Genomic DNA, 21,354 nt, shown 5'->3' with positions numbered 1-21,354 from the left:
ATCAGGTTCCCTTCGCGGGGACGAGCTGCAGGTACAGCGCGGTCAGGATGGTGTTGACGAAGAACAGGAGCAGGAACGTGATCACCACCGACTGGTTGACGACGTCGCCGACACCTTTGGGGCCACCTCGGGGGTTCAGTCCCCGGTAGGCCGCGACGACACCGGCCAGGAAACCGAAGATGAACGCCTTGATCGAGCTGACGACGAGGTCGGGCAGCTGGGCCAGCGCGTTGAAGCTCGCGAGGTACGCGCCCGGGGTGCCGTCCTGCACGATGACGTTGAAGAAGTAGCCGCCGAGCACACCGACGACACTGACCAAACCGTTCAGCAGCACCGAAACCGCGATGGCGGCTTGTACCCGCGGGACGATCAGCCGATGGATCGGCGAGACGCCGAGCACCTCCATCGCGTCGATCTCCTCACGGATGGAGCGAGCACCGAGATCCGCGCAGATCGCCGAACCACCGGCACCGGCGATGATCAAAGTCGTCACGATCGGACTGGCCTGCTGCACGACGGCCAGTACACTCGCCGCGCCGTTGAACTGCTGCGCGCCGATCTGACTCGTGAGCGAACCGAGCTGGAGCGAAAGGACCGCGCCGAACGGGATCGACACGAGGATCGCCGGCATGATCGAAACACTCGCGATGAACCAGAACTGCTGGATGAACTCGCGGACCTGCACCGGGCGGCGGAACATCGCGAGGACGACGTCGAGCCCCATGGCGCACATGCGGCCGAACTCGCGCAGTCCCGCGGCGGCCTTCTCCGGAGCGCGGGCGAGCAAGCTGACGGGATTGGTCATCGTCAGGCTCCGCATCCGTTGGGGGGCGGGCCCGAGCCGACGCACCGCAGCTTGAGGTGGGTGACCAGGGTGTTGCCCGGTCCGGCCACCAGACCGGTGAGCAACGGGCTCAGATCCTCACGGACCCCGCAACCGGCGAAGCCCGGCGTGGGGAAGGTGCTGGTGACCTTCACCGGCGGGGCGGGGAACGCGAGCGGCACCAGCGCCTTGATGTTCACCGCGGCCGACTGCGCGGTCCGGCAGTTCGGGCCGACGTCGAGCACCTTGCCGTCCACTTTGACGTTGGAAAGCTTGATGAACACCTTGTTCGTGACGTCGGTGTCCGCGCAGATGGGAGTACCGACCGCTTTGCAATCGCCCTTGGCGCCGGTCTTCACGTGGACGGTCCCGGTGGCGTCGCCGTCCGGGATGAGTTCGACGTCGCCGGTGGCAGGCATGAACCGGAACGACACGAAATAGCTCGACGTGGACGGGATGGCGAGCTTGCCGGTGACCGGCACCTTGCCGGTGAAGCCGAGGATCATGCCGTCGAACCGGCCCTGCGGGAACGTGATGTCCGAACCGAGTTTCGCGACCCGGCTCGTCGTGGGCTGTTGTTCGTCACCGACGTAGAAACCGAACTTCAGCCCGGCTTGCGCGGCGGACGGCGGCAGTTCGGGTTCGGCCTGCTGCGTCGGCGCGGGAGCAGCCGAAGCGGAAGCCAGCGAAAGCGCCCCCAGCCCCAGCACCGCCGGGAGCAGGAAGGCGCGCAGAACGCGCCCGGTCATCACTGACATTCGGGCTTCCTCACTTCGACTTCTCCGGCCGAGCGGCCAACTTGTGCAGCACGCTACTGGCGGAAGATCAGGGAAACAAGCAATGGGGGATTTTAGGTTTCGGGGCCGTAATTCTTGTTACGGGCGTAACTGTTCCGATGTACTGAGGAGGGGCGGCGAGTGATAGTTTCTTCGCCGCTCGCGGGTCGTGAGTGACGATTCGGGTTAGAGCCAACCGTGTCTTCGGTACCTACTGGATTTTGGGTGCGGTTGATCGCAGGGTCGGTCCGCGATGCCCAGCGGCTGTGTCGCGAAAGCCACTTTCGGGACATCTGATGTCCCGAAAGTGGCTTTCGCGACACCCGGAAGGGTTGGTGCGGCCCTCACGACGGCCGGACCAGTGGGGCCCGAGTGGCGATTCGGGCGATAACCCGAATCGCCACTCACGACCTTGGTGGGCCTACTTCTTGGTGAGGTTCACTTCCAGGCTGTTCCCGTCACCCGACGCCAGCGCGCTGATCATCGGGGTGAGCAGGCCACAACCGCGGAACTGCGGCAGCGTGTACTCCGCCGTCAGTTTGCCGCCCTTCATCGGGTTGAAACCGTGCGACGAAACCAACGGGATGTCGGCGGGCTGAGCGGTCTTGCACGTCGAACTCGCCAGGATCGGGAATCCGAACAGCCGCACCGTGAGCAGCTTGACGTCGGCCTTGGCGTCTGCCTTGACCGCACCGGCGTTGACGGTGCCCGTCACGTCACCGACCTGGTTGATCTTCACCGTCGCCGAGGCGGGGAAGAAGCCGAGGAAGCGGAACTGCACCGAAGACGGCGGCAGCGACAGCTGGCCGGTGAACTTGCCCGACTGCGCGTTCAGCTTCGCGGTGAACTCACCGGGGCCCAGCGGCAGCTTGGCGTTCAGCCCCGCGATGGTGGTCTTGCCCTTGACGCCGTAAACGATGGTGGTGTCACCCGGCGGCTGCGTCGTGGTCGGCGCGGTGGTCGGGCTCGTCGGCTGGGTCGTCGGCGTCGGCTCCGTGGTGGGTGTCGTCGGAGTGGTCGTCGGAGTGGGCTCCGTGGTCGGAGTAGTCGGCGTCGTCGTCGGAGTCGGCTCCGTGGTCGGAGTAGTCGGCGTCGTCGTCGGAGTCGGCTCGGTCGTCGGGGTGGTCGGCGTTGTCGTCGGAGTGGGCTCCGTAGTCGGCGTTGTGGGTGTCGTCGGAGTGGTCGGCGTCGTCGGAGTCGGTTCCGTTGTCGGCGTGGTGGGCGTGGTGGGCGTCGTCGGAGAGGTCGGCGTCGGCTCCGTGGTCGGAGTGGTCGGCGTCGTTGTCGGCGTCGGCTCCGTGGTGGGCGTCGTCGGCGTGGTCGGCGTCGTGGGTGTGGTCGGGGTAGTAGGTGTCGTCGGGGTGGTCGGCGTCGTCGTGCCACCGCCGGCGGGCTTGATCTCGAACGTCCCCAGCTGCTGGTTCTGTCCCGGCTGGACGATGCAGTCCGAGGTGAACGTGCCGAGGTCGGTCGGCTGCCCTTGCGCGTTCTTCGGCGTCATGGTGGTGCTGAAGTTCCCGACCGTCACCGAAGCGGTGCCAGGGCTGGGGAACGTGACCGCGGGCGCCTTGCCGCTGGTCTTGACGTGGAAGTCGCCGGACTCCGGCACCGGCGTGACCGGGATGACCAGCGGCAGGCCGAGGTTCAGCGTCTTGTCGACCGGATACTTCAGTACCGCGCCGGCCTTCGCACTGCCCTCGATGGTGGTGGCGCCGACGAGCGCGAGCCCGGCGGTCGCGTCCGCCGGGACGGTGACGTCGACGTCGAACGTGATCGGGGTGGAGGTCTTCCCGGCCACCGCGTCGTCCGGCAGGACGGTGTCGATCTTCACGACCAGCGTCTGGTCGCCGATCAGCGGGAACGGGCAGGTGTACTTCAACGTCAGCGACGCGGGCGCCGCCTCGCTCATACCCGCGCCGACGATACCCAGGGTGGCCGCGACGGCGGCCACCGTACCGGCGGCCAAGGCCTGCACGGATCTTTTCGACTTCAGTTTCTGTGGGAACTTCACAACGGTCACTCCCGGGGAATCGGAGAAATTGCGTGACACGGCCGAAACGGCACCGTCACGAAAGCGGTAAATTACCTCTGCCCGCCCGCACCGGCAAGGACACCGAATCCGTCGCCCTTTCTTTGTCATCCCCATGCGGTCAGGTGCAGAATTCACTGGCATCGGGACCCGCGCGAAATCACTTTTGTCACCTTCGTCAGCGAAAGGGAACCAGGAACTGTCACCTGCGCGTTCTTGTGACGCGCATGAGAAGGACCACGCGCGGAATTGTCACGTGCGTCCGGAGTCCTCGCCCGTTCATTGCGGCCGTACCGAAATCCCCGCTACGTTCGGCGAATGGAGCAGGCTGCCATCGAGGTGACCGGCCTCGCCAAGCACTACGGTGAGGTGACCGCCCTCGCCGGCGTCAGTCTTCGTGTCGGCCGTGGCACCGTGCTCGCGGTGCTCGGCCACAACGGCGCCGGGAAGACGACGCTCATCGACATCCTCAGCACCCGGGTGAAACCGAGCGGCGGCAGCGCCAAAGTCTGCGGTTTCGACGTCGTCCGCGCCGGGCATCACGTCCGGCGGCGAATCGGCGTCACCGGCCAGTTCGCGGCGGTCGACGACGCGCTCTCCGGCCGCGGCAACCTCGAGCTCGTCGCGCGGCTGCTGGGCGCGAACCGCCGCCAGGCCAGGGCCCGCGCGGCCGAACTGCTCGCCATGTTCGGCCTCGACGACGCGGCGGACCGGCCCGCGCGCACCTACTCCGGCGGAATGCGGCGGCGGCTCGACCTGGCCGCCGGTCTCGTCGGCTCCCCCGACGTCCTCTTCCTGGACGAACCGACGACCGGACTCGACCCGCTCAGCCGCGCGGGGCTCTGGGACGGCGTCGAACGGCTCGCCGCCCGGGGCACCACCGTCGTGCTCACCACGCAGTATCTCGAGGAGGCGGACAGGCTGGCGGATCACGTCATCGTGCTGGGACTGGGGCACGTCACGGTTTCCGGCAGACCGTCGGAACTGAAGGCCCGGCTCGGGGAGCGGACCGCGACGCTGACCTTCGGCACCGACCTCGCCGCCCACCGGGCCTTGGCCGCACTGCACCGGCTCGGCATGACCTGCACGACGTCGGCCTCCGGGCTGGTGCTCGGCGTCGCACTGTCCGGGCCCTCCGACATCACGGTGCTGGTCCGCGCGCTCGACGCGGCGGGCGCGCCGATGAAGGACCTCACCGTCGCCGAGCCGACGCTCGACGACGTCTACCTTTCCCTGCACCGGAATCCGGCGGTCCCGTCATGACCGAAGCACGGCACCGCGCACCTTCGCCGGTTCTCCTGACCGATCCGGCTTCGTGGCCGCCGAGCACTTTCGCCACCCAGGTCCGCGTCCTCGCCGGACGCTCGCTGAGAACCGCGTTCGGCGACCGGCGGCTGGTGTTCTTCGGTCTCCTGCAACCGATCGTGCTGCTTCTGTTGTTCAGTCAGGTCTTCAACGGCGTCAGCACGCTGCCCGGCGTCGCCGCATACCAGGGATACGTGAACTTCCTCGTCCCGGCGACACTGGTGAACATCGCGATGACCACGGCGATGAGTTCGGGCGCCGGCCTGCTCGCGGAGATCTACAGTGGCTTCACCGGACGCCTTCGCTGCATGCCCATCAGCCTTTCGGCTGTCCTGGTGGCCCGCACCATCTCCGACTCCGCCCGGCTCGCGGTGCAGCTGCTGGTGACGGCGCTCACCAGCGTGGTGCTGCTCGGTTTCCGGCCGACCGGCGGGGTTTTCGGTGTCACCGCGGCACTTCTGCTCACCCTCGTCGTCGGCTGGTGCCTGAGCTGGATCTTCGTCGCCATCACGACCTGGCTGCGCAAGGCCGAAACGCTGCAGATGGCGTCCTTCGTGGTCATGTTCCCGCTGATGTTCTCCTCCAGCGCCTACATGCCGCTCGAGACCATGCCGACCTGGCTGCGGGTGGTCTCGGCGATCAACCCGCTGACCTACGCGATCGACGCGACCAGGGCGCTCGCGCTGGGACGGCCGTCGGGCTGGTCGATCCCCGTGTCGCTCGGGATCGCGGCCGTGGCGGCGCTGGCGGGCGGGTGGATCGCGGCGAGGACGTTCCGGTCACCGCGGGAAGCCCCGCCAGGGTGAGGTGGCCTCCCGCGCGAGCCTGTCTGAGGTACATGAAGGACCCCTTCCTTGCGCCTGGCGCAAGGAAGGGGTCCTTCATGTACTGGGGACGGTGTGAAGGTCGAGTTTCCTCAGCCGCGCATGTCCGTGAAAGGCTCCGGCCACTTTCGCCCCGACGTCACCAGAGATCACATCGACGGCGCGTGAAGGTCCCCTTCCCTCGGCTGAGCCGAGGGAAGGGGACCTTCACGCGCAACGCACGGGGAGCAGTGCGCGGCCCTCCCTAGGGCAAGGACTCCAAGTGGTCCGCGGCGGCCACCACTCCCCCGGCCGCCGCGAACGAAGCCCGCACCCGCGCGGCCGCCGCGGCATAGGCGGGCTCGGTGAGGACTTCGGTGACCGTGCCGCGAATGTCCGGCGCCTTCACGCGGTCGAAGCGCAGCCGCAACCCGGCCCCGGCGGCCTCGACCTGCTGAGCCAGCATCGACTGGTCGTCCCGGATCGGCGCGATCACCAGTGGCAGCCCGGACGCGAGGGTCTCGCTGACCGTGTTGTGCCCGCCGTGGCAGATCACCGCCGCCGCCTTCCGCACCACTTCCGCCTGCGGGATCCGCCTGGCGATCAGCACTTCCTCGCTGAGCAGTTCGCCGGTGGGGTCGACGACCAGGCCTTGGACCTCGGGCATCCCGGCGAGGGCGTCGACGCATTCGGCGAGGAAGCGGCGGCCGAGAGCGGCGTTGGCGGTGCCGAGGGTGGCGAGGACGAGCGGACGGCCGTCGAGCCGGTCCCACGAGAAGCCCACCGGGGGCGCGGGAGCCAGCGCCGGGCCGACGAACCGGACAGCGCCCGTGCCGGCGATCGGTCCGGTCAGTGACACGGTGGTGAAAGCGAGAACGAGGCCCGGGGAGAAGCGCAGGTCACCGCAGGACACCTTGTGCCGCGTCCGGAGGTCTTCCTGCAATTTGTCGACCCAGGCGGCGATCTTCGGCATGGCGGCGAGCGGGTCGCCGAGTTCGGTCGACGTCGACGCCGAGGTCACCCACGGCAGCCCACGACGGCTCGCCACCAGGGCGCCCGCGAAGGCCTGCTGGTCCGCGATGACGACGTCGGGCCGGAAAGCGGCCGCCGCTCTCTCGACCCCGGGGACCATCGCGTCCGCGAGCGGCACCAGGTACTGCTCCCACAGGAACTTCAGTGCCGCGAAGCCGCGCAGGCCCTCGGGACGACGCTCCACGGCGAACTCCAGCGCGTCCCCCGCCGCGTACACCCGGCCCGCCCGCGTCAGCTCCGACGTCGTGGGTTCCGGACCGCACCAGGCGACGTCGTGACCGCGGCCCACCAGTTCGGCGGCCACCGCGCGCAACGGCGCCACATGTCCGGTCAGCGGCGGGACGACCAGCAGGAACCGGCTCATCCGCGTGGCCTCCCGTGCCGGGAGATCCAGTTCAGCAGCAGCTCCCGCACTTCACGGTGCTGCTCGACGAGCACCGAATGCCCCTGGCCCTCGAACACGTGCAACTCGCCGCGCGGCAACAAGGACGTCAGCGCGTTGAGATCGTCGGCCTGATACCCGTGACTGCCCAAAATGGACAGTACGGGGCAGTCGATCCCCGCCACCTGGTCCAGGGTCAGCAACGGGCCGAGCGGAACCTCCTCGGCCATCGTCGTGGACATGATCCGCTCGGCCGCCATTCTCGCCAGCCGCCGGTGATGGGCGCTGTAGTTGGCCTCGATCCAGTCGAAGCTCTCCTCGACCTTCAAGAACCGCACGGTGTGCTCGAGGATCTGCGCCATCTTGTCCGCCCACAGTTCGGTGGCGGGCTCCGACTCGATGCACACGATGCTGCGCACACGCTCCGGTTTCGCCACGGCGTAGCTATAGGCGAGGGTGCCGCCGAAACTGTTGCCCACCAAGTGAACCGGCCGGTCGAGGTCGAGCTGGGCAAGCAGGTCGTCGAGGTCGGCGATGAAGTCCGCGATCGTGTACCCGCGCTCGGGACGTTCGGTCTTGCCGTGCCCGCGCAGGTCGTAGCTGACCACGTCCACCCCGGCGGCGGCGACCGGCGGGGCCAGCGTGAGGTAGAAGCTCGCCAGGCTGTCCGTACCCATGCCGTGCAGGAACACCACGGTCTCGGTACCCCCGCCGGGCACGAGGTGCACGTTCGTGCGCAGCCCGTTGACGGTCATCGTCGGCACCGCCTCAGCCCCGTTCACCGAGGCGGGCGGCCACGTAGTCGGCGATGTCGCCGACCCGCAGTTCGATCACGTCGTCGAGATCCTTCTCCGCCAGGAACTCCGCGAGATTGACGTCCGCGCCGAAGAACTCGGCGAGGATGCTCGCGAACGTCACCAGGTCGATGCTCTCCAGCTGGAGATCCTCGTGGAAGGTGGTCCGCGGGGTGATCTCGATGCCGAGGACGTCGACGTCCCCCACCAGTTCTCTCAGCAATTCGGCCACGGTGCCGAAGACGGAGGCCGGGCTCTGCTGTTCGATCGTCATGCTCTGCTCCTGTTCCTAACCGCGGTTCCAGGCCACCACGTGCCCCGGTATCCCGGCGAACTCCACCCCGGGGCCGACCTCCTCGGCCAGCCCCGCCAAATCACCCTCGGCCCGGACCGCGATCCGGGGCGGCGTCGCGCCCCGTTCCCGGACGAGGGCCACCGCGACCTCTCCGGTGGACGCGACGGCCACTGCCAGCGGCGGCAGTTCCCGGCCGTGGACCCCGGTCACCGCCGTACCGTCGGCGCTGACCCGGATTTCCGCCGGGTAAACGCCGTCCAGCCTGAGTTTCGCGCGCACGGCGTCCTTGATCGCGATCCGTTCCAGCAGCCAGCCGCGCTGCCGCCGGGGCGCACAGGCGGCGAATTCGGCGCGTTCCGCCGAACCCAGGTGGACGCCGGCGTAGATGTCGCGCGCGGCCGGGCTCGGCCACCGGTCGGTGACCAGCGTCCAGCCACTGGGGTGGTCCTCGGAAAGCCGGTGCCGGTCGGGAAAGGCGTAGACCCGGTGAGCGGGCCGGTCGCACGGGAACCGGATGTCCCGCCACTGTTCGATCCTTGCCAGCACGGTGCCGTCCCGCACCAGTTCGGCGTCCATCTCCAGCACGTCCGGACGAGGCAGCCGGACCCGGACGACGCACTGGAGCGGCGTGCCCGGCGCCGGTTCCGGGCCGTACCAGGTGATCCGGCCCATCGACGTCGGGAACGCCAGCAGCGCGTCCGCCTTGGTGGCCATCAGCCAGCAGCCCAGCAGTTGTCCGACGTTGTCGAGCAGCGCGCCGGGCGCCGTCGGCACGACGAGGTCGCCGCGGATGTGCCGTTCACCGAGCCCGGTGAGCCTCGCGAGCCCTTGGTACGCGGGGCCGTGGAACATCTCCCGGCGCGAGTAGATCTCGGCGGCGGTCAGCGGGGGCGCGGTTTCCGGTCCCGGCAGCGGGGACGGCCGGGGCGCCGTGGGATACCGCGGCGCCAGCTGGACGTCCATACTGGCGTGCGGTCCTATTTGGACACTGATCCGGTCGCCCTCACGGGTCATCGAAAGCGGCACGCGCTGCGCAGGTGCGGCGATCAGCCACCGGGAGAAGGCCGCGTTGCTCACGCCGGTCGCGATCATCCCCGGCCAAGCCCGTTCCGCCGCGCGGCAGGCAAGGTCGACCAGCGTCGTCGCGGGGACGGTGGGGCGGAAGTCCGCTTCGTCGGGCCAGTCCTGGCGCTGGCGGAAGAAGCGGTGATCCACCAGGTACGGCATCGCCGAGAGCGAGGCGTCCACAGTGGACTCGTCAGTGCGCCGGGCAGCCGCGTTGACGACGCTCGCGGCGGCCTGCCTGGTTTCGGCGAGCAACGCGGTGAACTCCGCGACGATCGCGTCCGGCACGCCGTCGACCAGTTCGGGCACCGCGCCGTCGAACATGCCCTTGGCATCACCGTCGACCGAGAGCAGTGTGCCCGCCGTGTCGATCCGGGTCCGGCGTGGCTCCAGCGCGTCGAACGCGGGCGACCCGCCCTCCACCCAGACCGCGGTGGCCACCCGGCGCAACTGGGCGAGGCCGGGCCTCGTGCCGGACGACGCCGCGATGACCAGATGCGGCCGGTCCCCCAGCGTGTCGGCCACGAACGAACCGACCTGACCGGCGCCCGCCTGCACGAAAACGCGGGCACCGTCGGCATGGAGCGCGTCGATGAGTTCCCGGAACCGGACCTTGCGCACCAGGTGGGCCAGGTACAGCTCACGGACCTCCACCGGATCCGCCGGATACGGCCGGGCCGTGGTCGCCGACCAGACCGGGATCCGCGGCGCCTTCAGGTCCAGTTCCGCCGCGAGCAGGGTGAACGGGCCGAGCCGGGAGCGCATCAGCGGGGTGTGGAACCCGGACCGGAACGGCAGCGTCCGTGCGACGACGCCGTGCTGGGTGCACAGGCGGGCGAGCCGGGCCGCGGCCGCCGGGTCACCGCAGACGATCGTCTGCCGTGGCGCGTTCTCGTGGGAGATCATCAGCTCCGGTTCGGCGGCGAGCAGTGCGGTGGCCCGTTCCGCGGAACAGCCGAGCACCAGGAACTCGGCGTCGGGCAGAGTGAATCCCTGCGGCCAGTAGCGGCTCAACATGTCCTCCGTGGACTGTCCTGGGTACATCCCGGCGGCCTGCATCGCGGTCCACTCGCCGACGCTGTGCCCGGCGAGCAGGTCCGGGGTGATGGAGAGTCGCCGTAGCGCGGTGTCGAGCAGCAATCCGACTTGGGACACGCTCGACGCGCGGGACAGGACACTCGTCGTCGACCACTCGGGCCGCTCCAGCCCGAAGTGCCGGGCGACGTCGGCGCAGCGCGGTTCCGCGTCCGCCTCCAGTCCCGGGTAGACGAAAGCGGTCTTCGCGCCCTCCTGCTCCAGCAAAGGCGCCGTACTGCACCAGATGTCGTTGGGCCCGTGCCAGGACTTGCCCTCGGCAGCGACCTTCGCGAGCACTCGCCGCGCGACTGCGAGGCGCTTGTCGGTCGGTCCGACGATCCCGATCCGGCACGGTCCACGTCCGCCGGATTCCGGGTCCGGGTGGTCGAGCAGGACCCGCAATTCGTCCGGAGTGGACGCCGCGAGCAGCAAGACCCGCTCGGGCTCCTCGGACACCTTGGCCCGGCGCGGCCGCGTGGGCGCCGGGTCGGCCTCTTCCAGCACCACGTGCGCGTTGACGCCGCCGAAACCGAAGGCGTTGACCGCCGCCCGGCGTGGCACGTCACCGGCGAACCAGCGCTCGGCCGTGGCCAAGGTCCGGAACCGGGTCTTGTCCAGCAGCGGACTCGGATCGGCGCAGTTCAGGGTCGGCGGCAGGACGGCGTGATGCAACGCGAGCGCGGCCTTGATCAGTCCGGCGGCACCGGCGGTGGGCATGGTGTGCCCGATCATCGCCTTGACCGCGCCGATCGCGGCGCGCGGTCCGTCCGGCGGGCCGAACACCTCGGCGAGCGTGGCGAGTTCGGCAGCGTCCCCGGCCGGCGTCGCGGTCCCGTGCGCTTCCAGCAGGCCGAGTGCGCCGGGCGCGGTGGGGTCGAGGCCCGCCGACGCCCACGCGCGGCGCAGCGCCAGGGTCTGACCGGTCACGGCCGGGCTGAGCAGGCTCGCGCTCTTGCCGTCACTGGACGTTCCGGACCCGCGGAGCACCGCATAGACCCGGTCGCCATCGCGACGCGCGTCGTAGAACCGCTTCAGCACGACGATCGCGGTGCCCTCGCCGATCAGCAGACCGTCCGCGTCGCGGGAGAACGGGCTGATCCGCTGGCTCGGCGACAGGGCGCCGAGCTGGGTGAACATCGACCAGAGCGTGTCGTCGTGGCAGTGGTGCACCCCGCCGGCCAGCACGACGTCGCAGCGGCGCCGGGCGAGTTCGCCGATCGCCTGGTCCACGGCCAGCAACGAGGACGCGCAGGCGGCGTCCACCGTGTACGCGGGGCCGCCGAGGTCCAAACGGTTGGCCACGCGTGACGCGGCGAGGTTCGGCACCAGCCCGATCGCGGTGTCGGGCCGGAACTCTCCGAGCGGTTCCAGCAACGCGTCCCGCAGCTTGTCGAGCATCTCCGGCCGCGCCGACGGGAGCAGTTCCCGGACGGCGCCGGTGATCTGGCGGACCGACCGGACTCGCTGGTCGAACCGCTGGAGTCCGGGCGACAGATAGCCGCCCCTGCCGAGGATCACGCCCACGCGTTCGAGATCGCCCAGCCGTCGCAGGCCGCCCGCGTCGTCGACTGCCGAAGCAGCGACGGCCAGCGCCACCAGCTGGTCGGGCTCCATCCCGGCGACGGAACTGGGGGCGATGCCGAGACCCGTCGCGTCGAAGTCCAGGCTGTCGGCGACGAACCCGCCGCGCCGCCCGTAAGTGCGGTCGGGAGTGCGGCCGTCGCCGTCGTGGAAGCTCGGATCCCAGCGATGCGGCGGGATCTCGGTGATCGCGTCGGTACCGGAAACGATGTTCTGCCAATACTCGTCCACAGTGGACGATCCGGGGAGGAACACGCCCATCCCGACAATCGCGACCGGCTCTTGGTTCACCACAGCGATGCCGTGTACAGCACTGAGCGGACGTCGGCCGGGCCGTAGGCGAGTTCACGCAAGAGGGCGGCGGTGCCTTCGTCCGGGTCGATCAGCGCCACCTCCCGTCGTTCGTACTCGCGAGCCAGCTCCGGCGAGACCATGCCTGTGTGATCGTCCGAAGGCGCCCACGGTCCCCAATGGACGGTCAACGCCCGGCAGCCGGTGCGGTCCGCCCACTGCTCGCCGAGGGTCTCGAGCGCATCGTTCGCCGCCGCGTAGTCGGTCTGGCCACGGTTGCCCAGTACGGCGGCGATGCTTCCGAAGAAGGTCACGAACCCGGGCCGGACGCCGAAGTGTTCCAAGGCGTCGAGCAGCGCCCGCGCACCGTCCACTTTGGTCCCGTAGACCGTGCGGAACGAGTTTTCGTCCTTGTCCGCCATCAGCTTGTCGTCGATCACCCCGGCCGCGTGGACGACACCGTCGATACGGCCGTAGCGGGTGTGCAGGTCCTTGACCACCTGCCGGACGGCGGCGCCGTCACGCACGTCGAGCGACCGATAGGCCGCGGTCCCACCGGCCGCGGCGATCTGGTCGAGCGTCCTGGCGATCTCCTGCTGGGCCAGCACTGTGCGCACCCTGCGTTCGATGTCCGCCAGTGAACCGCCGCGCGCGGCCAACGCCGACCGCATCCCCGGCGCGTCGCCGGGGAAGTCCTCGTCGCCGGGTTCGGCGGGCCACGGGGTGCGCCCGGCCAGTTCGATCCGGCAGCCGCTCGCCGCCAGCGCGACCGCCGCCCGTGCGGTGATCCCGCGGGCGCCACCGATCAGCAGCAGCACCGAGTCCACCCCGAGCCCGAGCGCGGTGGTCTCGCCGCCACCAGGACCCGCGCCCGCGTAAGCGATCGAGCCGAGAGAGCCGGCGGACGGCTCGAAAGCGGCGCGACCCGCGGTGTCGTATCGCACGGCGGCAGGCCCTTCCGCGATCACCTCCTCCAGCGCTATCCGCGCTAGGTCCACTGTGGACTCCAGTTCGACCAGTCTGGTCGGCTCGGTCCGTTCCCGAGCCGCGGCGCGGACAAGGCCACGCAGCCCGGCGGTGTGGCCGGACCCCGGCCTCGCTACCACGACCACCGCACCCTTGGCGGTCTTGAGCAGGGAGAAAACCTGCGCCGCGACCGGTTCTTCGGCGTCCGACAACGGATTCAGCACGATCAGGATGTCCGCGACGTCCAACGCTCCCGGAACGGCGCCCGCCTCGGCGAACACCGCGCGGACCGACTCGGCCAACTCCTCCTGACCGGGCTCGAAACTCACCGCGATCGTCTTACCGCCCACCCTGGCGAGGTCGGGCGTCCCGAGCGGCGCGGCTACCCGGCTGAGCAGGTACCGGCCGGGCGCGCGGCCTGCCGGAGCCTCGACGGGGGCCGGTGTCACGGCGGCCGGAGCCGCCGGTTCGAGCCATTTCCGCAGCCTGGCGGCGAGCGCGCTCGCCGTCCGATCGCGGCTGAGCTGGTCCTGGGCGTCGTCGTGCACCCGTCCGGAGAGACCGAGCTTCGCCAACAGCGAGCCCGCGATTTCGGTGCGCTTGATCGAGTCGATGGAAAGGTCCGCTTCCAGGTCGAGATCGTCGTCGATCATCTCGGCCGGATAGCCGGTGCGTTCGCTGATCGCGCCGATGACGGTGGCCAGCACGTCCTGCACGGGGGTCTCGGCAACGGGTTCCGGGGCGGCGGCGGGCACGATGACGGCCGGGGTCTCGACCGGCGGAAGCAGCACCGGCGCGACCGGGGCCGGTGCCGGAGCGGCGGCGAGGGGTGCGGTGCCGAGGTACCCCAGCATCACGTCCCGTTGCGCCGCCAGCAGTTCGCGGCTGGTGCGGAGGAATTCGACGACGGCCTGGTCGCGACCGGGCGCGGGCTGGTTCATGGTCGTCCTCGGGATTCGTCGGGCGGGCACGAGCCCATGGGCGGGGACCTCGCCGCCGGGCGCGCGGACGGTCTGGCCGTCCACGGTCCAAGCCGGCGTGGGAAGCGGGCCGACGCGGACGCGGCCACGGAAGAGCCGTTCGGTGCGCACATCGACGCCCGTGAGCGCCAGGCGCGCGAGCGCGGTGAGGAACCCGCGCAGGCCAGGGCCGCCGGGATCGCACGCGATCACGGTATGCGGCCGATCGCCGAGGATGTCCTTGGCCAGCCGGGAAAGCACCTGTCCGGGGCCTGCCTCGACGAACGTGCGCGCGCCCGCGGCGTACATGTCCTCGATCAGATCCACGAAGCGCACCGGCGAGCCGATCTGATCGGCCAGTTCAGCGCGTACCTTTCCGGGCTCGTACGGCCGGGCGGTGCGGTTCGACCACACCGGCAGGCCCGGCTCGCCGATCTCGGCGTTGTCGAGGTCGACGGCGAACACGTCGCTCGCCCCGGCCACCAGCGGACTGTGGAAGGCGCAGGCGACCGGGATCCGTTTGGCCCCGATCCCCTGCTCCCGCAGTGTGCGGACGGCGTCTTCGATGGCCGCCGTCGGTCCGGAAAGGACGGTCTGCGCGGGTGCGTTGTGGTTGGCCAGCACGACGTCGGACCGGTCGAGGGCGGCGGCCAGGTCCTCACGGGACGCCTTCACCACGGCCATCGCCCCAGGATCGCCGCCCGCGACCTCGGCGATCGAGCGGGCCCTGGCCTGGCTGAGCGCCACCAGGGTCGGGGTGTCGAAGGCTCCGGCGACCGAGAGCGCGGCCAGCTCGCCGTAGCTGTGCCCCGCCAGCAGATCCGGCCGGACACCGAGGTCGGCGAGCAACCGGCACACGGCCGACTCGACAAGCCCGAGCGCGGGCTGCGCGACCCGTGTGTCCTTGAGAGCCTCGTCCTGCGCCGCGCGGGTCTCTTCGGCGAAGGCACGCGGCGGGAACGTGGTCGCGGCGGCATCGGGGGCGAGCTTCAGGACGTCGGCGAGTTCCGGGAAGTGCACGAACAAGTCGGCCAGCATGCCGGTCCGCTGGCTGCCCTGTCCGGGGAACAGGAACGCGACCGCACCGGATTCGGTGTTCCCCGCGGTGAGCCCGCCCGCGTTCTCGGCGGCCTCGCGCAGTTCCGCGAGATCACTCGCGACGACCGCGAGCCGCACCGGCTCAGGCCTGCCTCGCTCGGCGGCGAGAGCGGCGATTTCCCGCAGCGGCCGACTTTCGTTCTCCGACAGCAACTCGCGCAGCGCGGCGCGGGCACTGTCCACATCGGAACCGCGGAGCAGGACCAGTTCGGCGTCCCAGTCGCGAGGCCCGTGCCGCCGGGCGGGCGGGACTTCCGGGGCCGCGAGCACCGCGTGGAAATTGGTCCCACCGAACCCGAACGCGCTCACGCCCGCGAACTCACGTCCGCGGGGAACCGGCGACGGCCGGGCACCGGTGGAGAAGGTGAAGGGACTGCTCTGGGCGTCCCACGCGGGGTTCGGCCTGCTCAGGTGCAGCGTGGGCGGCACGACCTCGTGCCACAGCGCCAGCGCCGCCTTCATCAGGCCCGCCAGTCCCGCGGCGCATTTCGTGTGCCCGATCTGGCTTTTCACCGAACCCAGCGCGCACGTGCCCGGTTCGGCGCCCGCGTCGAGGAAGAACTCGGTGAGCGTGGTCAGTTCGGTGGCGTCGCCGACGACCGTGCCGGTGCCGTGCGCCTCCACCAGCGAGACGTCCGCCGGGGACACTCGCGCGTCGCGGTAGGCCCGCTCAAGCGCTCGCCGTTGTCCCTCGGGCCGGGGCGCGGTGAGGCCGAGCGCCTTGCCGTCACTCGCGGCGCCGACCCCCTTGACCACGGCGTAGACCCGGTCGCCGTCGCGTTCGGCATCGGCGCGTCGCTTGAGCACGAGGCACGCGACGCCCTCGCCGAGCGCGATCCCGTCCGCCGTCGCGTCGAACGGACGGCACCGTCCGGTCGGTGACAACGCGCCCGCGGAGGTGAACATGAGGTAGTCGTTGACGCCGTTGTGCAGATCGACTGCACCGCACAGGACCATCGCGCTCGTACCCGCCCGCAGCTCCTTCACCGCGAGGTCCAGCGCCGCCAGCGAGGAACCGCACGCGGCGTCGACGGTGTAGTTGGTGCCGCCGAGGTCGAGCCGGTTGGCGATCCGGCCCGAGATGACGTTGGCGAGCGTGCCGGGGAACGAGTCCTCGGTCAGTTCCGGCAACTGCGCGAGCAGTTCTTCCGGGACGTCTTCGAAATAGCTGGGCAGCAGCGCGCGCAGGACACCGGCGTTCGCCAGGTCTCCCCCGGCTTCGGCGCCGAAGATGACGCTAGTGCGCTCACGGTCGAAACCGCCATCGCCGTAGCCCGCGTCTTCAAGCGCACGCCGGGCCGTCTGCAACGACACCAGCTGGGCCGGGTCGATGCTGCCCATCGACTTCGGCGGGATGCCGTACGCGAGCGGGTCGAAGTCCACCGGTGGCAGGAACCCGCCCCACTTGGACGTCGACTGTTCGGCGTAGACCTTCTTGTCCCAGCGCTGATCCGGCACCTCAGTGACGGCGTCGGCGCCGCGCACGACGTTGGACCAGAAGGCCGGGAGGTCGGGGGCGCCGGGGAACACGCAAGCCATGCCGACAATGGCGACGTCACCGTCCACAACGGACTCTTCAGGCAGTGTGCGGGAGGCGAGCAGTTCCGCCGCGCCCTCGGTGACTTCGCGGTGCAACGTGCCGATATCGGTGCGCTGCTCCCGCAGGACCGTCACCTGTCCGGCCATGTACATGCCCTCGGCGAGCTGACCATCAGCGTCGACGTCGACGAGGGCGTCTCCTTCACGCCGGATCCCCTTGCTAGCGATCCGCAGCCGTCCGGTGTTCAGCTCCTCCAGCCGTTGCCAGCTCTCCTGCGGCGGGACGCCGTCCGCGCGGAGCCCGGCCTTCAGCGCGGCGAACTCGTCGGTGTACGGGCTGGGCAGGCAGCGGGTGAGATGTCCGGGCGCGGTCTCCAGGGTGACCGTGGACCCGGCATCGAGCACCCGGTCCTGGAAGACCTCGGTGATGGCGCCGTGGGTCACGGCTTCCTCGGTGAACAGGTACGCGGTGCCCATCAGGACACCGATCCCGGTGAGCGGCTCCGCCATCGCGGCGACCATCGCGGCGGACCGGGCGTCGTGGATCCCGCCCGCGAACAGCACTTCGACGTCCTTGGCGCCGTGTTCACGCAGGACGTCCAGCTGCTGCTCCCACAGCACGAAACTCGACCGCGGGCCGACGTGCCCACCGCATTCGGCGCCCTCGAAGACGAACCGGCGGATCCCGGCGTCGAGGAACTGCCGCAGGAGGATGGGCGACGGCACATGCAGGAAGGTCGCGATCCCGTCGGCTTCGAGTGCCTTGGCCTGCGCGGGTTTCCCGCCCGCGATCAGCACACACCGCGGGCGCGCGGCACGGACAGCCGCGAGTTGTTCGGCGCGCAAGTCCTCCGGGACGAAGCCGAGGATGCCCGCACCCCAAGGCCGTTCGCCGAGCGCTTCGGCGGTGCGGCCGAGCAGTTCGGTGGTCTTGGCGCCGTTCGCGGTAGCCACCGCGACGAACGGGAACCCGTCGTGCGCGGCGACGGCGGCGGCGAAACCAGGCTGGTCACTCACCCTCGTCATCGGTCCCTGCACTACCGGCAGGCCGGTCCCCAACGTCCGGCACAGCCGGGCGCCTTGGTCCAAGGGGTTCGCCGACGGCAGCGTGGCGAGTGAGCGCACGACCGATCGGACAGCGCTTTCCGCGGCCTCGAAGCGATTCGCGAACAAGGTCGCGAGTCCGTCATCGGCCCTGGCGAGTTCGTTCCTCGCCGCCGCGGGCACGTCGGTCTCCGGGAACAGGCCGAGTCCGTCGAGCACCACTCCTGCCGCGCCGCCGGCGATCGCGGCCACCGCCGTCCGCGGTCCGATGCCGCCGTACGCCCACACCGGGACTTCGTCGCCGAACCGCTCCAGCAACCGCTGTACCAGGACGAACGTGGTGAGATCCGAGCCGCCGGCCTCGGAGCCTTTCGCGACGAGACCAGAGGCGCCGGTGCCGAGCATCCGGACGGCCTGCTCGACACCGGTCACCTCGGCCAGCACGGGGAGATCGCCCTTGCCCTGCCAAACTGCCCCTTCGGCCAGCAGGACGAGCCCCGCACCGCTTTCCCGTACCTCTTCGGACCGCACCTGACAGCCCTCGGGGATCCGGACACCGAAGGGGAATCCTCCGTCCACTGTGGACCCTGCGCGGCCGAGGTCGACGACCCCGAGGCCACCTCCCCTGGCGACGGCGGCCGCCAGCCCGGGATCCGGACGTCCGAGCGGGTTGACGCCGAGTACCCGCGTGCGCGCCGTCGCAAGACTCACCGGCGAACCTCCTGTTCGGCTGGGGCTGGTCGAACCTCGCCGGGTTCGGCGATCTTCAGCGGGATTCCCAAGAAATAACCTACTTGCCGCAGAGAGCGCAATACTCTCGCGCGAAAACTCGGAAAACAAGGGAACGCGTGCTAAAGTCCGGCGCCGGAAACAAATATGTCGACACGATCAGAGCAAGCTTCTGACCTGCACTTTTATCACCCGTATTCCAGATTTCGGCAGCACGTTGCTCACCGGCGTGACAAAACAGAAGAATTGTCATCGAAAGCAGAATCAATAACCATGGAGCGCATGTGGAAGTGACAGGACGAGTCGTCGTGCTGACCGGCGCGGCACACGGTATCGGCGCCGCCATGGCCCGGCGGTTCGCCGCCGAGGGCGCCGCCGGAGTGGTGGTCTCCGACCTCGATCTCGACGCGGCGGAGAAGGTCGTCGCCGGGATCACGGACTCAGGCGGTGCCGCGATCGCTCGCCACGCCGACGCATCGTCCAAAGAGGACTTGAAGATGCTGGTGACCGAGGCGCGCGCGGAGTTCGGGCCGGTGGACCTGTTCTGCTCCAACGCCGGTGCCGCGTTCGGGACGGGCGTGCACGCGGCCGACGAACAATGGTCGCGATCGTGGGCGATCAACGTCATGCAGCATGTACACGCCGCGCAGGTCGCGCTCCCCGCGATGTTGAGCCGTGGTCAGGGATACCTGCTGATCACGGCGTCGGGAGCGGGCCTGCTCGGCACTCCCGGCGACGCGCCGTACTCGGTGACCAAGCACGCCGCCGTCGGACTGGCCGAATGGCTCGCCATCACCTACCGGCCGCGCGGGGTCCGGGTCAGCGCGCTGTGCCCGCTCGGCGTGCGGACCGCGTTGCTGGAACCGGGGATCGCCGCCGGACACCCCGCCGCACTCGCGATCGCCGCCGCGGCGCCCCTGCTGGAACCGGAGGACGTCGCGGAGTCCGTCGTGCACGGCCTGGCGTCGGAGGAGTTCCTGATCCTGCCGCACGAATCGGTGCGCGAGACCTACGCGCGCAAGGCGGCGGGTCTCGACGAATGGATCGACCGCACCATCCTCGAAACCGGCGCGCGGAAGAGGTGAGCATGGACTACCGCAGGCTCGGCGCGAGCGGGCTGTCCGTCAGCGAGATCTCCTACGGCAACTGGCTCACGCACCCGGACGGCGCGGACTGCGTCCAAGCCGCCCTCGACGCGGGCATCACCACCTTCCACACCGCCGCAGCCTGGGACGGAGGTGCCGCCGAAGAGAACCTCGCCGCGGCACTGGGACACGCGCGCCGCGACGATCTCGTCCTGTGTACCGGCGTGTTCTGGCCCGAAGGCCCGGGTGTCAACGACGCGGGCCTCAGCCGAAAGCACCTGGTCACGTCGCTGCACGGCTCGCTGCGGCGTCTGCGCACCGACTACGTCGACGTCTACCAGTTGCTGCGGTTCGACTACCGCACCCCGCTGGAAGAAACGTTCCTCACGCTGTCGGATCTGGTGCGGCAGGGGAAGATCCTCTACGCCGGCACCGCGGAGTGGACAGCCGAACAGTTGCTGGAGGCCAAACCGATCGCCGACCGGCACGGTGTCCCGCTCATCGCCAACCAGCCGCACTACTCGATGCTGTGGCGGGTCGCCGAGGCGCAGGTGATGCCGGTGTGCGAACGCGCCGGGATCGGCCAGTTCGCGTCGGTCGCCCTCGCGCAAGGTGTGCTGACGGGCAAGTACCGGCCGGGCGAGATCCCGCCGGACTCGCGGGCCGCCACGGCGCGCGAGGCCCGGCCGCTGCTCCTGCCGGACCTCCTCGAACGCGTCGGCATGCTGCGCGGCGTCGCCGACGAGGCCGGACTGACCATGGCCCAGCTGGCGCTCGCGTGGACGTTGCAGCACAACACCGTCGCCTCGGTGGTGACCGGCGCGAGCAGCGCCGCCCAGGTGACCGAGAACGCGAAGGCGTCCGGGGTGACACTGGACCTCGACGCGCTGACCCGGATCGATCAGCTGCTGGGCAGCTTCGTGCAGACGGACCCACGGCTGACCTGGTCGCCACCCGCGACCGCGTGACGCCAGGCTCCTGAAGTACATGAAGGCCCCCTTCCTTGCGCCTAGGTACAGGGTCCCGGCAAAGTCGCATACTGGCCGATCAGGTGGGGCATCGGGGACTCGCGACCTCGCCCGACAATCGGGCATATCGCCATTAACCGTACATCTCACTTCCCACGAGTGTCTCTTGTGGACAGCAGGGCGGCATCTGGTCCGCACGGCAACGATGCTCGTGTCGCGAAAGCCACTTTCGGGACACCAGACGTCTCGAAAGTGGCTTTCGCGACACGCCACGTCGACCAGCAGGTATATGACTTTGCCGGGACCCTACGCCTAGGTACAGGAAGGGGGCCTTCAAGTACTTGGAAACCCCAGTGCGGTCCGCAGGACGGCCTCGAACCGTGCCGCGGTCGGCGGTTCGTCCCGCAGCAAGGCTTGCAGCAGCAACCCGTCCACCAGCCCGACCAGCATCTCGACCCGCACCGGATCGTCGGTGTGCTGTCGCGCGAAGTCCGCCAAGGCCGCCATCCAGCGATCGGTCGACTCGCGGAGCTTCGGCTCCCGCGCGGCCAGCAGGTACAGCTCGTACTCCGCCAGCAGATGCCCGGGTTCCGTCACCACCCAGGCCATCAGGGCGGCGAACTTCCGCAAGGCGTCTTCGCCGGTTTCCGCGGCGAGGACACGCATCCGCTCGGTGTCTTCGTCCATGCACCGGGTCAGCGCGGCGGTCAACA

The 21,354-nt window shown here is 69.9% G+C and carries 13 protein-coding genes; 4 read left to right on the top strand and 9 right to left on the bottom strand.

Features of this window, described 5'->3' with window-relative positions; all coding sequences use genetic code 11:
- Nucleotide 1 precedes the first annotated feature (1 nt).
- The 3 genes from ACLARN_RS08790 to ACLARN_RS08780 all read right to left on the bottom strand — a co-directional run bounded on the left by ACLARN_RS08790 (nucleotide 2) and on the right by ACLARN_RS08780 (nucleotide 3,610).
- Complete coding sequence (locus tag ACLARN_RS08790) at nucleotides 2-805, bottom strand: MlaE family ABC transporter permease (protein ID WP_409490809.1); 804 nt, start codon at nucleotides 803-805, stop codon at nucleotides 2-4.
- 2 nt (nucleotides 806-807) lie between these two features.
- A complete protein-coding gene (locus ACLARN_RS08785; protein WP_409490808.1) occupies nucleotides 808-1,581 on the bottom strand; it encodes a hypothetical protein in 774 nt (257 codons plus the stop codon).
- Nucleotides 1,582-2,020: 439 nt separating this feature from the next.
- Nucleotides 2,021-3,610 carry a DUF6801 domain-containing protein gene (locus tag ACLARN_RS08780; protein ID WP_409490807.1) on the bottom strand — a complete coding sequence of 530 codons (1,590 nt, stop codon included), beginning with the start codon at nucleotides 3,608-3,610 and terminating at the stop codon, nucleotides 2,021-2,023.
- A 336-nt stretch (nucleotides 3,611-3,946) separates the two neighbouring features.
- Here ACLARN_RS08780 and ACLARN_RS08775 point away from each other — a divergent pair, with 336 nt between their 5' ends.
- Together ACLARN_RS08775 and ACLARN_RS08770 are read left to right on the top strand one after the other, a co-directional pair.
- Nucleotides 3,947-4,891: an ATP-binding cassette domain-containing protein gene (locus ACLARN_RS08775; RefSeq protein ID WP_409490806.1), complete on the top strand. Its 945-nt coding sequence runs from the start codon at nucleotides 3,947-3,949 to the stop codon at nucleotides 4,889-4,891.
- A complete protein-coding gene (locus tag ACLARN_RS08770; protein WP_409490805.1) occupies nucleotides 4,888-5,739 on the top strand; it encodes an ABC transporter permease in 852 nt (283 codons plus the stop codon). The genes ACLARN_RS08775 and ACLARN_RS08770 overlap by 4 nt, the downstream gene beginning before the upstream one ends.
- A 262-nt stretch (nucleotides 5,740-6,001) precedes the next feature.
- On the opposite strand, the gene ACLARN_RS08765 is transcribed toward ACLARN_RS08770, so the two are convergent.
- Genes ACLARN_RS08765 through ACLARN_RS08745 form a run of 5 tightly spaced genes read right to left on the bottom strand, consistent with a single transcriptional unit; the run spans nucleotide 6,002 to nucleotide 18,570 of the window.
- A complete protein-coding gene (locus tag ACLARN_RS08765) occupies nucleotides 6,002-7,132 on the bottom strand; it encodes a glycosyltransferase (protein WP_409490804.1) in 1,131 nt (376 codons plus the stop codon).
- Nucleotides 7,129-7,914 carry an alpha/beta fold hydrolase gene (locus ACLARN_RS08760; RefSeq protein ID WP_409490803.1) on the bottom strand — a complete coding sequence of 262 codons (786 nt, stop codon included), beginning with the start codon at nucleotides 7,912-7,914 and terminating at the stop codon, nucleotides 7,129-7,131. The genes ACLARN_RS08765 and ACLARN_RS08760 overlap by 4 nt, the downstream gene beginning before the upstream one ends.
- 4 nt (nucleotides 7,915-7,918) lie before the next feature.
- Nucleotides 7,919-8,218 (bottom strand): phosphopantetheine-binding protein, encoded by a 300-nt coding sequence (locus ACLARN_RS08755; RefSeq protein ID WP_409490802.1) that lies wholly within the window; start codon nucleotides 8,216-8,218, stop codon nucleotides 7,919-7,921.
- A gap of 15 nt (nucleotides 8,219-8,233) precedes the next feature.
- Nucleotides 8,234-12,256, bottom strand: a complete 4,023-nt coding sequence (locus ACLARN_RS08750; RefSeq protein WP_409490801.1) for a beta-ketoacyl synthase N-terminal-like domain-containing protein — start codon at nucleotides 12,254-12,256, stop codon at nucleotides 8,234-8,236.
- The gene (locus tag ACLARN_RS08745) at nucleotides 12,250-18,570 is read right to left on the bottom strand and encodes an SDR family NAD(P)-dependent oxidoreductase (RefSeq protein WP_409490800.1); all 6,321 of its coding nucleotides are present in this window, start codon (nucleotides 18,568-18,570) and stop codon (nucleotides 12,250-12,252) included. Before ACLARN_RS08745 ends, ACLARN_RS08750 begins: the two co-directional genes overlap by 7 nt.
- A 302-nt stretch (nucleotides 18,571-18,872) precedes the next feature.
- Here ACLARN_RS08745 and ACLARN_RS08740 point away from each other — a divergent pair, with 302 nt between their 5' ends.
- The gene (locus ACLARN_RS08740; protein WP_409490799.1) at nucleotides 18,873-19,673 is read left to right on the top strand and encodes an SDR family oxidoreductase; all 801 of its coding nucleotides are present in this window, start codon (nucleotides 18,873-18,875) and stop codon (nucleotides 19,671-19,673) included.
- A gap of 2 nt (nucleotides 19,674-19,675) precedes the next feature.
- Entirely contained in the window at nucleotides 19,676-20,641 is a 966-nt protein-coding gene (locus ACLARN_RS08735) for an aldo/keto reductase (protein WP_409490798.1), read from the top strand.
- A 333-nt stretch (nucleotides 20,642-20,974) separates the two neighbouring features.
- Here the strand turns inward: ACLARN_RS08735 and ACLARN_RS08730 are convergent, their stop codons facing one another.
- Complete coding sequence (locus ACLARN_RS08730) at nucleotides 20,975-21,352, bottom strand: hypothetical protein (RefSeq protein WP_409490797.1); 378 nt, start codon at nucleotides 21,350-21,352, stop codon at nucleotides 20,975-20,977.
- Nucleotides 21,353-21,354: the final 2 nt, after the last annotated feature.

Origin of the sequence: Amycolatopsis sp. cmx-11-12, assembly GCF_046269425.1 — a bacterium.
In the GTDB taxonomy this organism is placed as follows: Bacteria; Actinomycetota; Actinomycetes; order Mycobacteriales; family Pseudonocardiaceae; genus Amycolatopsis.
This window is presented reverse-complemented; position numbering and strand designations above follow the sequence as displayed.

Bases quoted from the DNA above. Each gene is read 5' to 3' on its own strand.
- ACLARN_RS08790 (WP_409490809.1), bottom strand. From the start codon at position 805: ATGACCAATCCCGTCAGCTTGCTCGCCCGCGCTCCGGAGAAGGCCGCC.
- ACLARN_RS08785 (WP_409490808.1), bottom strand. From the start codon at position 1,581: ATGTCAGTGATGACCGGGCGCGTTCTGCGCGCCTTCCTGCTCCCGGCG.
- ACLARN_RS08775 (WP_409490806.1), top strand. From the start codon at position 3,947: ATGGAGCAGGCTGCCATCGAGGTGACCGGCCTCGCCAAGCACTACGGT.
- ACLARN_RS08770 (WP_409490805.1), top strand. From the start codon at position 4,888: ATGACCGAAGCACGGCACCGCGCACCTTCGCCGGTTCTCCTGACCGAT.
- ACLARN_RS08765 (WP_409490804.1), bottom strand. From the start codon at position 7,132: ATGAGCCGGTTCCTGCTGGTCGTCCCGCCGCTGACCGGACATGTGGCG.
- ACLARN_RS08755 (WP_409490802.1), bottom strand. From the start codon at position 8,218: ATGACGATCGAACAGCAGAGCCCGGCCTCCGTCTTCGGCACCGTGGCC.
- ACLARN_RS08735 (WP_409490798.1), top strand. From the start codon at position 19,676: ATGGACTACCGCAGGCTCGGCGCGAGCGGGCTGTCCGTCAGCGAGATC.